The sequence below is a fragment of the Ensifer sp. 2TAB8 genome, from assembly GCF_052115125.1.
Taxonomy (GTDB): Bacteria; Pseudomonadota; Alphaproteobacteria; order Rhizobiales; family Rhizobiaceae; genus Ensifer.
Genome location: NZ_JBFRGB010000013.1, coordinates 109335 through 121603 on the forward strand (window position 1 = coordinate 109335; position 12269 = coordinate 121603).

The window sequence follows — 12269 nt, forward strand, 5'->3', positions numbered from 1 at the left end:
GAATTGTTTGATATTTATCATTCGATTATTGTGAAGTTATGCAAACCTTCGATCCTGACGTGCTCCGAACGTTTCTCGCCTTTGCCGAAGGCGGCTCGCTCGCTCACGCGGCTGCCACGGTCGGCCGCACCGCATCTGCGGTTACCGCGCAGATGCAGCGATTGGAGGCAATGGTGGGAGAGCCGCTTCTGGCTCAATCTGGGAGAGGGCGTGTCCTGACGCCGGCCGGAGAGGAACTGCTCGTTCACGCGCAACGGATTCTCGAAGTCCATCGCGATGCGTGGCTCAGCCTGAAGGGTGCAAAGGCCGATGGACGTCTGGCTCTTGGCTGTACCCAGGACTTCGCCGACAGCAATTTGCCTGATCTCCTGCGTGTCTTTGCCCGAACCCATCCGCGCGTGCGGCTCGATCTTCGGGTTGGTCGTTCGCGGGAACTGACGACCAGTTACGACCAAGGGGCGATCGATGTCCTGATCGTGATGCGCGAGGGTACGCAACCGGACGAGATTGCGGTGCTGACCGAGCAGATGTTGTGGTTGTCCGCGTCCACAGATCCGGTTCCCCCCAGTGGCGAGCTGCCGATCGCGGTACTGGACCCGCCATGCGGGTTTCGCTCGGCGGCCACCCGTGCGCTCGATCAGGCCGGTATCGCCTACCGCATTGCGGCGACCAGTCCGAGCCTTTCCGGATTGCGTGCGGCAGTCCGTAGCGGCATCGCGGTCACGGCGCGGACTGCGCGATTTGTAGGCGAGGGGGTCGCGGTCGCGCCCCAGGCTCTCTCTCTGCCGGTACTGCCGAACGCTACGTTCAGCCTGCGGCTCAAGCCAAAAGCGGAAAAGGCCGCCTCCAGTCTCGCGACGCTTCTCGCCGAAGAATTGCCGAACGAGAGGCTGTGACGCTGTCCGAGATCGGTGGCGGTTACATCTGCACCGTCATGCCGCCATCAACGGTCAGTGTAATGCCGTTGACGAAGCTTGCGGCGGGCGAAGCCAGGAACACCGCTGCCGGCGCGATCTCTTCAGGTCGGCCCCAGCGCTTCAGGGGAATGCGAACGTCGACGAAAGCCTGGAGCGTCGGATCGGCGGCAAGCGCGACATTGGTTTCCGTCGCGAACCAGCCGGGCGCGATCGCGTTGACCGTAAGTGTGTCTGAGCCGAGCTCGACCGCAAGCGAGCGCGTGAGGGCGTCGAGGCCACCTTTCGCCGCGGTATAGGCCGGGTCCCCAGCACGTGCAGCAAAGGCGGCAATGGAAGTGACGAAGATCAGCCTCCCGGAAGCCGAGCGGCGCAGGTAAGGAAGCGCGGCCTTCGCCATCCCATAGGCCGCCGTCAGATCCGTGTTGATCAGCGCCGCGAAGGAGTCAGCATCCATGGAATCGGTGCCACGCCGGTCTCGCTCGCCGACGGCATGGATCAGGATATCGAGCTGCCCGGTACCTGCCGCTGCCGCATCGACAATCACTGCGGGATCCGTCGCCACATCGCCCGGTGCGATTTCCAGCGCGATGCCATCTTCGGCGAGCTGCCGACGCACAGCCTCAAGCGTCTCACGGTTGCGGCCGTTGATCGCCACCGCCGCGCCGGCTGTCGCCAGGGCCCGCGCCATTTCAAGGCCAAGCCCGCGGCCACCGCCTGTGACCAGCGCCGTTTTCCCCGCGAGGTCGAACATGCCCGTTCTCCGATGTCTTTTTGCCATTGCCCGGTTGGTTGCGACCTGAAACTCTCCAGCAGAAGATTTAGCGTCTTCCGCCGCCACCGCCAACAGTCGACGTCGTCTCGCGCTTTCGCATAGCGGGCCGAGGATCTGATCTTGTGGCAGAAGCTATCGTAAATCGCTGCGCAGGTGGCTTTATGTCCTTCAAGCTGACGCAAGGCGCAAGGGGAGGAGTTTACTTCGTTGTGCTACGTCTCCATCGACTTTCAATCCATCTCAATGGCGCTGTGATCGTCCATGATCGCGAGCTTCTAAGTTCGGTCAGCGTTGAAAGAACTTCATGATGAAGCCGCTCAAGATGCGCAACTTCGTGCTGAAGTCTCTCTTTCTCTAGCGCAAAGTCCGCGGCCAATTGGGCGGTCACATCGTCGTGACGTTGGGCCATGCATGAATTTTCATGCCGTAGCCGTTCTTCTGTCGCTCTAAGATGAACTGTTGCCAGCCGCAGTTCACTGCGCTCCGCGTCTGCCTGCAGATACCGGCCATTCAGCTGTTGCCAGATGGCCCTCATTGCGCGTTCCTGGTAGATCAATCGTTCATGTGGATCGGCGATCAACCTAGCGATGGGGGCGTTCTCCAGAGCCCGCTCACCTGTTTGGATCGATTGTCGATGATGTGCACTTAGCTTTAGACACTGAACTGAGAACGCAGTGCCGAAAGTCAGGCTATCCTGCTGAAGGAATTTTCGCCACATATGCAAGTCGGTCCAGAGATCGGCAGGCGCAGGACTCCAACCTACTGGCAACGAGCGATAGGCGGAAAGACGGTAGCCGGCGACCGAAGGGCCAAAGAAGTTCCATGGCTCGGAACACATACGCCGGCGGGTCACTTCGTCGCTCAGGTCATCTACGTGAACGTACATTGAGCCATCGGGCAGAAGTTCCGTTTGCAGCAGGTTGCCGAAATCTGCCCATGCCAGCAGGTTGCCAAGGGTTGCCAAGTAATCCGGGAGCCACAGATCGTCGTCGCCGATCTGTGCCACGAATGGTGCCCTTGCTTCTCGCAACGCTACATCCCGGTGTGCCTCTCCGTGTCGCTCGCCCTTTTCGAACGCGAAGACCCGTATTTGTCGATGTTGTTCGGCGAGTTCGTTTGCGCATGCGACCGTAGCGTCCGGGGCACCGTCGCAAGTTATGAAAAGTTCGAACTCGACGCCTCGCTGCTCCAGCACTGTCTGGACCGCAAAAGGCAACAACTCCGGCGACCGGTTGATCGGGAGCAACACCGTGAAGAAGGGCTGTGTCACTCTACACTCCTGCAAGACGCCGCAGCGTTGCGATGCGCTCGACGAAAAGCAGGCCTTCGGTGGCGGAAGATCTAGGTTTTGCCCCGCCCCGCACATGTTCTACGAAGGCGCGCAGTTCGCGCAGCAGGGGGAACTCTGTGTCGACATGTTCGTGCTCAACGGCAGCGGCGTCGAAGCCCGGCATGCCTTTGCCAATGAAAATGCGGTCGTCATAGGAATCCGCAAGCTGCGCGCTCGCCTTGCTCCCGATGACAACAACGGCACGACGCGAGACCGGGTGGTTGGACGAAATTTCCATGGTAACTTGAGGCACTTTCGATGCGTCTGCGAGGATCGCAATAAGGCTTGAATGGCCTTGTCCGGGTACCGTCGTGATCGCTGAATGAGCCGGCGGAAGGTATCCGAGGATCTCGTAGGAGATACTGAGATCGTGCGGCAAGAGAATCCAAATGGAGTCGACGTCGCGATGGGGATTGTCCCAGCCCAGGCGGAAGGTGCGTATGGCCAAAATGTCGCCAAGGGCGCCGGACTTGGCGCGTGCTGCAAGCGCCTCGACGCCGGGATGGTAGCGCCACTTGTCCATGACGAAGATTCTATTCTCGGCGCGCTTCACGAGCTCTCGGGCCTTCTCAAGGTCGTCAGTCAATGGCTTTTCAACGAAAATTGGGCGTCCACGGGAAAGTAGTTTCGACAAGGTCGCCGCATGCGTCGCTGTTGGCGTGGCGACAACAAAGCCATCGACTTCTGGAAGAAGCGAACAATCTGGACATACGGACGCTGCGCCCTTCGCCAGTGCTTCTGTCTGGCTRCTTGACGAAGGTACTGCCACATGCACGTCCACACCCAGAGCCCGCAGGTCGCGAAAGATATGCTTTCCCCAGCGCCCATAACCGACTAGTCCGATTGCCGTCATCACACGTCACCCCGCGTTTGCAATACACTCCGCTTCACGAATTGCCCTCGCATCTCTTCGTAGCTGCAGGCCAACCGATCTCGTTCCGACAGTTTTGGCGCTACGTTCGGCCAGGGGATGCGGAGCTCTGGTTGGTCGAAGCGACAGCCCAGTTCGTCGGACGGGTCCCAGTAATGAGAGACGGCGTACATGTGGATTGCCGGCTCCGGAAAATAGAAACCGTGACACACGCCCGGTGGAATTGTGACAGCAATTGGCTGTGTCGCGTGGAGGTTCAACGTAGATGAGATCCGATCTTCTTGGCGGTTGGGACGAATGTCGTGCAAACCAAGGATCATGCGGCCGCTTATGACAAGCAGATAGTCGCTATGCGTAACGTGGACATGAACGCCACGCAGAACGTCAATTTCACTTCCAACCACATTCCATTGCACGGGGTCGCATCCTGTCGACCATTCTTCCCGAAACGCCTCGAGAAACACCCCGCGATCGTCTGTGTGCGGGTTCAGTGGGCGGATGAGAACGCCGGGCGGTAATGCGAGAGGAGAAATTGAAGGGGGCATGAACGCGCTCACATTCTTGATTGTGCGCGTTTTCTCGCACACCTTCGCGCGCGCTAACAAGCTGATTGTGGGAGGCTTGCACAGCCGCGACGCTGCGGTCGCGCCTGTCGTCTTGTGGGGAAAGTCGCCGATAGAATTTGGCTAAAACCCGGTCTGGACGATCAAAGGAAATTGACTCGACAAATCAGAAGCTGGCCCGGTCCGCTACGCGGCCGGACCAGCCCGAAGCCTCACTTCATCGTGTAGACGTCGATCGAGAAATATTTGTCGTTGATCTTCTTGTAGGTGCCATCGGCACGGATCTCGTCGAGCGCCTTGTTGAGTTTCTCGCGGAAATCGTTGTCTTCCTGCCGGACGGCGATACCGACACCTTCGCCGACGAACTTCTTGTCGGTGATCGGCTCGCCGATGAGTTCGCAGCAATTCTTGCCATCATCGTTCTTCGTCACCCAGTCGAGCAGCGGCAGCATGTCGCCAACCTGCAGATCAAGCCGGCCGTTGACCATATCGAGGTTGGCCTCGTCCTGGGTGGGATAGAGCTTGATCTCCGCATCGGGGTAGGTGGCGGTGATGTATTCGGCCTGGGTGGTGCCGGATTGCGCCCCGATCACCTTGCCCTTGAGGGCCTCATTGGTGAATTCGGTGATGCCGGAGCCCTTTGGCGCCGCATGCGTCATGGCAGCGAGGTAATAGGGATTGGTGAAGGCGACCTGCTTCTTGCGTTCCTCGGTGATGAACATCGAGGCGATGATCAGGTCATATTTCTTGGCGAGAAGACCGGGAATGATGCCGTCCCAGTCCTGAGCAACCACCTCGCACTCGACCTTCATGCGCTCGCAGAGCGCAAGCCCGATATCCACGTCGAAGCCGCCGATCTTGCCGGCAGGATCGATGAAGTTGAAGGGAGGATAGGCGCCCTCCGTGCCGATCTTGATCTTTTCCGCTGCCTGAGCCGACGAGGTGGTCGCGGCCATGATGGCCAGCATGGCTGCTGCAATCTGTTTCTTCATTCGCGTTCCCCTTGTTTGCATCATTCTTGATGCTTCCGGAGAAGACTATGTTGCGATGGTCTATAAGCGAAATAGATAGGCGCGATATCCGGTATTGTTTTGGTTGATTGTTGCCGCCAGTGGATATCACTTGTAGCGACCGTGGCGCTGGAGGACTTCGATCTTGTAGCCGTCAGGATCGACCAGGAAGAAGAAACGGGCAAGCAGGGCGCCATCGCGATTGAAGGCAACGATCTTGCCAGGGTTGAGGCCCGCATCTGTTACGCGCCGATGCTCGGCGTCGAGATCGTCGACCGAAAACGCCAGATGGCCATAGCCGTCGCCGAGCGCATAGGGCTCGCTCTGATCCTTGTTGATCGTCAGCTCGAGCTCGAATTCGCTCTCTTCATTGCTGAGATAGATCAGCGTGAAGGTCTCGAAATCGAGCCTTTCGGCGACCTTGAGCCCGAGGGCCAGGCGATAGAATTCGACCGACTTCTTCTCGTCGAGAACGCGGATCATCGAATGGATCGCATTGGCCATCTGTGTCTCCTTCGGCATTGGATGCAGGCGGGGTAGCAGAGAGCGACGCCCAACGAAACCCCTTGGATGGACCAATCTCAGGCCTTGGCCTGACGCTTCTTCAATTGCTGTTCGCGGAAGAAGATGAAGAGGCCTGAGGCGACGATCAAAGCGGCGCCAACCAGGACCGTTGGGCGGGGAGTATCGCCGAAGAAGAACCAACCGAAGACAACGGCCCAGAAAAGTAGCGTGTATTGCAAGGGCACGACGGTGGCGGCGTCGGCAAGCTTGAGGGAGCGGTTGACCAAGATGTGTGCCAGCATCGCGACGATGCCGAGCATACCGAGTTGCATCAAGGCCTCACCGTCGACCGGTGCCCAGCCGGAGGGGTTGGCCGCAACGCCGACGAGCGAGAAGATCAGTGCGCCGACGATCTGCCAGAAGACGAGCGTCGTGTCCGGTGTCGAACGCAGGGTGCGACCAAGCATCAGTGCGAAGGCGAAGGCGGCGCTGCCCGCAAGTGCGATCAGTGCCGGCAGGCTGAAGCTTTCCTTGGAGGGTTCGAGGGCGATCAAAACGCCGGCAAAACCGATGAGGATTGCCGTCCAGCGCCGCCAGCCGACCTTTTCTCCGAGCAGAAACGGCGATGCGGCCGCAACATAGATCGGCGCAGCCAGCCAATAGGTCATGGTATCGGCGAGCGGCATATAGGCGACGGCGAAGTAGAAAGCGGAGGCATCGATCGCAAAGAGCAACGAGCGAAGCGCCTGCAGTCCTGGCCGCTCGACCTTGAACATCGAGCGCAGGCCGCGCCTCAGAATGAAGGGTGACAGGAACAGGAGCGCCGCGATGCTGCGGATCACCATTAACTGGCTGACGGAATAGGTCGCGACCAGCCATTTCCCCATGACGTCGTTCAGCGAAAACATCAACATGCCGAGCAGCATGATGAGGACGCCTGTTCGGGCGGCGTTCGGGGCGGTAAGGGGGGTGGCGATCGCAGTCATATCCGGGCCTTCAGAAAGTTGCGCACGCCATGCCACATTCCGCCCAGTCGATCCATTGCTGTCTGCATATGGAACCATAAGTTTTGCGAATGAATCGGGGCTACTGTTCAGCTGATGCATAGAGCCGCGGCCGCTATCGTTTGTTTGCTCCGATTCCCTGCCGTCGACCGGCGGAAGGGGCACGGCGGTGCTGCAGCCGGCTCCCCAAGTGGAAGGAAGGGCGCCCGGGCGCAGGTGCCCCCTTGACCTTCCACCGGACGCTGCTAATTAGAAAAGTGCTCCCGCCTCCAGACATTGGACCGCGGGATGAACACTGGTGCCGGGCCCCTCTGGCGAGAGTTTTTACGGCGCTCTCGTGATGTCGGTACCGCCAGCAAATTAGCCGGCGGATTAGCTCCAATGACAACTGATCTCATGCCTCACGCATGTGCCCCTTCGGCCGTGCGCATTTCTGTTTTGAAACCCCATCTTTTCACCGAATCCGGCGTCGTCCGCGCGAAGGAGGCCCGTCGATGAACCAGCCTCAATCGCATTCGAGCGCGCTCGGCTATTTCACCTGGGCCTTCATTGTCACAGCGGTGGGCCTTGTGCTCGGCGCTTGGCTCGGCTGGCAATCGACCGGAACCATCGGCGGTATGGCCTCCGTCTTCTTCATCTGCACCGTGCTTGCGGTGCTCGAAATCTCCCTGTCCTTCGATAATGCCATCGTCAATGCCAACAAGCTCAAGGACATGACGCCCGAGTGGCAGCATCGCTTCCTGACCTGGGGCATCCTCATCGCCGTCTTCGGCATGCGTATCGTCTTCCCGCTTCTGATCGTCGTTATCGCAGCGAAGATCGGACCGATTGAAGCGATCGTTCTGGCGGCAAGCAAGCCCGAGGAATATGCGCGCATCATGAACGACGCCCATCTGCCGATCGCGGCCTTCGGCGGCACCTTCCTGATGATGGTCGGTCTCAGCTACTTCTTCGACCATGAAAAGGACGTGCACTGGATCAAGTGGGTCGAAACCAAGATGGCACGTTTTGCGACCATCAAGGGCGTCGAGATCGCATTCGTCCTTGCTCTGATCCTTGGCTTCTCGACGCTGCTTGAGCCGGCAGACGTGCACACCTTCGTCTATTCGGCGATCTATGGTCTTCTGACCTTCCTCGTGGTCGAGGTGGTTGGCGGCCTGCTCGATGCGCAGCAGGAAACCATGAGTGCAGCAGCAAAGGGCGGCTTCGGTGCCTTCCTCTATCTCGAAGTTCTCGATGCCAGCTTCTCGTTCGACGGCGTTATCGGCGCCTTCGCGCTGACGCAGAACCTCTTCATCATCGCGATCGGCCTCGGCATCGGCGCCATGTATGTGCGCTCGATGACGATCATGCTGGTCGAGAAGGGAACGCTCAGCGAATACCGCTATCTGGAGCACGGCGCGTTCTACGCGATCCTGATCCTGTCGGTCGTCATGTACTTCCAGACTCTGGTCCACATTCCGGAAGTCATCACCGGCCTTGGAGGTGCTGCGCTCATCGGCATCTCGCTCTGGTCTTCGATCCGCTACAACAAGCGGGAACGCCAGGAAGAAAACGCGGAAGCGCAAGCAGGCGACAGCGCACGCGTCGAAGCGTAGGCTGCGAACCTCTAAACAGTTCAGTGGCGGCCCGGCGGAGACGTTGGGCCGCTTTTTGTTTGAGCATTGTCAGTGATTGCATTGCCAAACTGCGCATCGCGCCAGATAACCGTTCGATGCTGGCAAGCGATTTGAAGGATGTCCTCGAGGAACTTTACAAGGCGGGCGCCTTTCGGGTGCCCGCAGATGAGATCTATTGGCCCAAGGAACTGCATGCCGCAGTTTTCCGTGCCCTCAATATGCAGTACGTCACCCGACGAGATGCGGGAGACGGTCGTGTCGAATTCTCGCTGACGCGGGCGGGCTATGAGGCGATCGCGGCCGAGGTGCCTTGGTCCTATATCCTGCGTCGGCGTTTGCGCGACCTGTTTTCCTGGAGCGCTGGCCGCTAGCGGCGAAATAGACAACGGCCCGGCGATCTCTAGGATCCCGAGCCGTTTTTATCCTTGGGAGGATAGGGCGCCCGTTCGGACGCTGGAATTGGTTAGCCGCGGCGGGTGTCCGGGAAGTTCGCCGGATCGATGCCGAGGGTGCGCAGATCGCTCGCCTTCGGGCGGCGGTGACCTTCTACAGCGGCGGCGACAGCGCTGGCAGCGCCAAGAGCTGCGAACGCACGGCCGATGAAACCCTTGTGGTAAGTTGTGGTAGCCATCTTCTTGCTCGCTTTCGTTTTCTCTCTTATGAGCAAAAGATGGGGCTTGAGGCGTCATATTGCAATGCACAATCGGACAGGTCAGCTATGCGTCGGGAGCTTGCCGGGCCGGAATCCGAACCAAAATCGAATGACCCCATTTGGAGGCAGGCGAGGAGCCAAGCATCTAGACGGGGGGCGTGTCAGAAACCACAGGAATGCCGATGGTGATAAAGGCAATATGGACGGACGTGGATTTCAACGACATGGGGTGGCATGACTGCCGTCTATACGGGATCAAGTTGTTGGACGAAGGATTCAACTTATCCTTGGACATCGACTATATGTTCCGCTGGCCCGAATTGGGGTTCGGTGTTTCGCCCTGCGTGTTGAAATTCTTCAATGTCTTCGATCTGAAGATAGATCTCGACTACGATCGCAACCTCCTCTGCTTCATCAGTGACATCAATCGCCTCGAAGCGCGCTCGCCGAACGGGCGGAGCATGGGCGCCACCAACCTGTTTGGAAACGCAAGATCTCAACCGCGACCATCTGGTCATCGAATAGCCGGGCGGCCGGGACAAGACCATCCAGGAAAGGTGCCATGAACGTCGTCGAACTTTTCGTAACTTTCGGTCAGCTGAGCGTTTTCAACAGTCAGCTCAACGATCCGTTCAATGATTGGGACGAAGTACACGTTTCCCAGGGATTTGCGTGGCGACCAGGTGCGGTCTCGTTCCGTACGCTGCTCGACGGCGATCATCGTGTTGAGATGGTCATGCGGGATCGAGAAAGCGAAATTGTATCCGGCGCACGTCGGGTTGTGGAGGTGCCGTTCGACGTTGCCGGAGAAATCGAGGTGGCGAGCATTTCCGATGGCTGCAGTGTTGACCTGGAACGTGGCCTCTACCAGCTAAGAGTTGAGTTTTGCGGTGAGGTTTCTGGTAAGCAGCAGGTGCATCTCACGTTCACAAAGTGCGCCCGTCCGCGGTTTGCAGTTCCGGTCGTGGATCGCGAGTTGAGCATGCAGCACCCTTTAGCCACGATGGCGAGGCCGGCAATCTGACGGTTCCTTGCTCTCTAAACAATACGGCCCGGCGATCTCTAGGATCTCGAGCCGTTTTCATTCTTGGAAGGATAGGGCGCCTGTGAGGCTGCCGGAATTGGTTAGCCGCGGCGGGTGTCCGGGAAGTTTGCCGGATCGATACCGAGGGTGCGCAGGTCGCTTGCCTTCGGGCGGCGGTGGCCTTCAACAGCGGCGGCGACAGCGCTGGCAGCGCCGAGAACTGCGAATGCACGGCCGATGAAACCCTTGTGATAAGTTGTGGTTGCCATTCTTCTTGCTCGCTTTCGTTTTCTCTCTGATGAGCAAAAGATGGGATTTGGGTAGTCTTTTTGCAATGCACAATCGGACACGCCTGCCATGCAACGCAAGCAGGCCCGGTCGGGAGTGAAACCGACCGGGCCTGCGGATTGGCCTTGGGAGGAGGCGCTATTGCGGCAACTCCGAAAGGGCACTTCCGGAGTTGCATTGTCTTGACGACTTAGTCTTCGTTGGCTGCCAGCTGCGACAGCACCTCGCCACGACCGCGGGCCCTGAGGATCAGCGGCACGATCAACGCTGCAGCGGCAATAGCCAGGAGCACAGCGGCAATCGGGGAGGTAAACAGCACGCTGAAGTCACCCTGGCTAATCGCGAGTGCCCGGCGGAGCTGCTGCTCGGCCAGCGGGCCGAGGATCAGGCCTACAACGACAGGCGCAATCGGGTAGCCGAAGATGCGCATGGCGAAGCCGAGCAGGCCGAATGCGAGCAGCATGCCGAGTTCGTAGACCGACGGGTTCGCACCGATGGTGCCGAGTGTCGCGAACAACAGGATGCCGGCATAGAGCCACGGCTTTGGGATCGTCAGCAGCTTCACCCAGAGACCGATCAGCGGCAGATTCAGGACCAGCAGCATGAAGTTGGCGATGAGCAAGCTGGCGATCAGACCCCAGACGAGCTGCGGATTGGTCGCAAACAGCAGGGGGCCCGGCTGCAGGCCGTATTGCTGGAAGCCGGCCAGCATGATCGCTGCCGTTGCCGTTGTCGGCAGGCCGAGCGTCAAGAGCGGCACGAGCGTGCCGGCGGCAGACGCGTTGTTGGCGGCCTCTGGACCGGCGACGCCCTCGATTGCACCATTGCCGAACTCTTCGGGATGCTTCGTCAGACGCTTTTCTGCTGCATAGGACAGGAAGGTGCCGATCTCGGCGCCGCCAGCCGGCATGGCGCCGATCGGGAAGCCGATGAAGGTGCCGCGCAGCCAAGGCCTCCAGGAGCGTGCCCAGTCCGTTGCATTCATCCAGACCGAGCCACGTACGGCCTCGACCTTATCAGGACCCTTGTCGCCCTGAGCGGCAATGAACAGCGTTTCGCCGATGGCGAACATGGCAACGGCAAGCGTCGTGACTTCGATGCCGTCAAGCAGTTCCGGAACGCCGAACGAAAGACGTGCCTGGCCGGTCAACTGGTCGATGCCGATGACGGAAAGGGCCAGACCGACAAACAACGACGTCAGGCCGCGAAGCGTGGAATCGCCGAAAGCCGATGAGACGGTGACGAAGGCCAGCACCATCAGAGCGAAGTATTCGCGCGGACCAAAGACCAGAGCCAGTTTGACGATGTAGGGCGCGATGAAGGCGAGGCCGAGCGTGGCGATGAGACCGGCGACGAAGGAGCCGATTGCGGCCGTCGCCAGCGCCGGCCCGCCGCGTCCGGCCCGCGCCATCTTGTTGCCCTCAAGCGCAGTCACGATCGACGCGCTTTCACCCGGCGTGTTCAGGAGGATTGAGGTGGTCGAGCCGCCATACATGCCGCCATAATAGATACCGGCGAACATGATCAGCGAGCCGCCGGGATCGAGACGATACGTGACGGGCAGGAGCAGAGCCACGGTCAAAGCCGGGCCGATGCCGGGCAGAACGCCAACGGCCGTACCGAGCGTGACGCCGATCAGTGCGTAAAGCAGGTTCATCGGCTGCGCAGCAACCAGCAATCCCTGCATCAGGAAATCAAAAGTAGCCATGGTCGTC

15 protein-coding genes are annotated in these 12269 nt (G+C 59.5%); 5 read left to right on the forward strand and 10 right to left on the reverse strand.

What is annotated here, in order from left to right:
* The first annotated feature begins 38 nt into the window (after positions 1 to 38).
* The gene (locus AB4Z53_RS21425) at positions 39 to 896 is read left to right on the forward strand and encodes a LysR substrate-binding domain-containing protein (RefSeq protein ID WP_441597640.1); all 858 of its coding nucleotides are present in this window, start codon (positions 39 to 41) and stop codon (positions 894 to 896) included.
* A gap of 22 nt (positions 897 to 918) precedes the next feature.
* Here AB4Z53_RS21425 and AB4Z53_RS21430 read toward each other — a convergent pair whose 3' ends face one another.
* The 7 genes from AB4Z53_RS21430 to AB4Z53_RS21460 all read right to left on the reverse strand — a co-directional run bounded on the left by AB4Z53_RS21430 (position 919) and on the right by AB4Z53_RS21460 (position 6953).
* The gene (locus AB4Z53_RS21430) at positions 919 to 1668 is read right to left on the reverse strand and encodes an SDR family oxidoreductase (protein WP_441597641.1); all 750 of its coding nucleotides are present in this window, start codon (positions 1666 to 1668) and stop codon (positions 919 to 921) included.
* A gap of 220 nt (positions 1669 to 1888) precedes the next feature.
* Positions 1889 to 2959 (reverse strand): glycosyltransferase, encoded by a 1071-nt coding sequence (locus tag AB4Z53_RS21435; RefSeq protein WP_441597642.1) that lies wholly within the window; start codon positions 2957 to 2959, stop codon positions 1889 to 1891.
* 1 nt (position 2960) lies between these two features.
* Positions 2961 to 3872, reverse strand: coding sequence for a Gfo/Idh/MocA family protein (locus tag AB4Z53_RS21440; RefSeq protein WP_441597643.1), 912 nt, complete (start codon positions 3870 to 3872; stop codon positions 2961 to 2963).
* Positions 3872 to 4435, reverse strand: a complete 564-nt coding sequence (locus tag AB4Z53_RS21445; RefSeq protein WP_441597644.1) for a dTDP-4-dehydrorhamnose 3,5-epimerase family protein — start codon at positions 4433 to 4435, stop codon at positions 3872 to 3874. Before AB4Z53_RS21445 ends, AB4Z53_RS21440 begins: the two co-directional genes overlap by 1 nt.
* Positions 4436 to 4665: 230 nt before the next feature.
* On the reverse strand, positions 4666 to 5445 hold the full coding sequence (locus tag AB4Z53_RS21450; RefSeq protein ID WP_441597645.1) for an ABC transporter substrate-binding protein: 780 nt from the start codon (positions 5443 to 5445) through the stop codon (positions 4666 to 4668).
* A gap of 126 nt (positions 5446 to 5571) precedes the next feature.
* A complete protein-coding gene (locus AB4Z53_RS21455; RefSeq protein WP_441597646.1) occupies positions 5572 to 5967 on the reverse strand; it encodes a VOC family protein in 396 nt (131 codons plus the stop codon).
* A gap of 77 nt (positions 5968 to 6044) precedes the next feature.
* Entirely contained in the window at positions 6045 to 6953 is a 909-nt protein-coding gene (locus tag AB4Z53_RS21460) for a DMT family transporter (protein WP_291163862.1), read from the reverse strand.
* 512 nt (positions 6954 to 7465) lie between these two features.
* On the opposite strand from AB4Z53_RS21460, the gene AB4Z53_RS21465 reads away from it, so the two are divergent.
* Together AB4Z53_RS21465 and AB4Z53_RS21470 are read left to right on the forward strand one after the other, a co-directional pair.
* Positions 7466 to 8569: a DUF475 domain-containing protein gene (locus AB4Z53_RS21465; RefSeq protein WP_441597647.1), complete on the forward strand. Its 1104-nt coding sequence runs from the start codon at positions 7466 to 7468 to the stop codon at positions 8567 to 8569.
* 116 nt (positions 8570 to 8685) lie between these two features.
* Positions 8686 to 8961 (forward strand): hypothetical protein, encoded by a 276-nt coding sequence (locus tag AB4Z53_RS21470; protein WP_441597648.1) that lies wholly within the window; start codon positions 8686 to 8688, stop codon positions 8959 to 8961.
* A gap of 92 nt (positions 8962 to 9053) precedes the next feature.
* Here the strand turns inward: AB4Z53_RS21470 and AB4Z53_RS21475 are convergent, their stop codons facing one another.
* Positions 9054 to 9221: a hypothetical protein gene (locus AB4Z53_RS21475; RefSeq protein ID WP_441597649.1), complete on the reverse strand. Its 168-nt coding sequence runs from the start codon at positions 9219 to 9221 to the stop codon at positions 9054 to 9056.
* A gap of 203 nt (positions 9222 to 9424) precedes the next feature.
* On the opposite strand from AB4Z53_RS21475, the gene AB4Z53_RS21480 reads away from it, so the two are divergent.
* Positions 9425 to 9808 (forward strand): hypothetical protein, encoded by a 384-nt coding sequence (locus tag AB4Z53_RS21480; RefSeq protein WP_441597650.1) that lies wholly within the window; start codon positions 9425 to 9427, stop codon positions 9806 to 9808.
* A complete protein-coding gene (gene comJ, locus AB4Z53_RS21485) occupies positions 9805 to 10266 on the forward strand; it encodes a competence protein ComJ (protein ID WP_441597651.1) in 462 nt (153 codons plus the stop codon). Before AB4Z53_RS21480 ends, comJ begins: the two co-directional genes overlap by 4 nt.
* Positions 10267 to 10367: 101 nt before the next feature.
* Here the strand turns inward: comJ and AB4Z53_RS21490 are convergent, their stop codons facing one another.
* A complete protein-coding gene (locus AB4Z53_RS21490; RefSeq protein ID WP_441597652.1) occupies positions 10368 to 10535 on the reverse strand; it encodes a hypothetical protein in 168 nt (55 codons plus the stop codon).
* Positions 10536 to 10744: 209 nt separating this feature from the next.
* Positions 10745 to 12262 (reverse strand): tripartite tricarboxylate transporter permease, encoded by a 1518-nt coding sequence (locus AB4Z53_RS21495; RefSeq protein WP_441597653.1) that lies wholly within the window; start codon positions 12260 to 12262, stop codon positions 10745 to 10747.
* Positions 12263 to 12269: the final 7 nt, after the last annotated feature.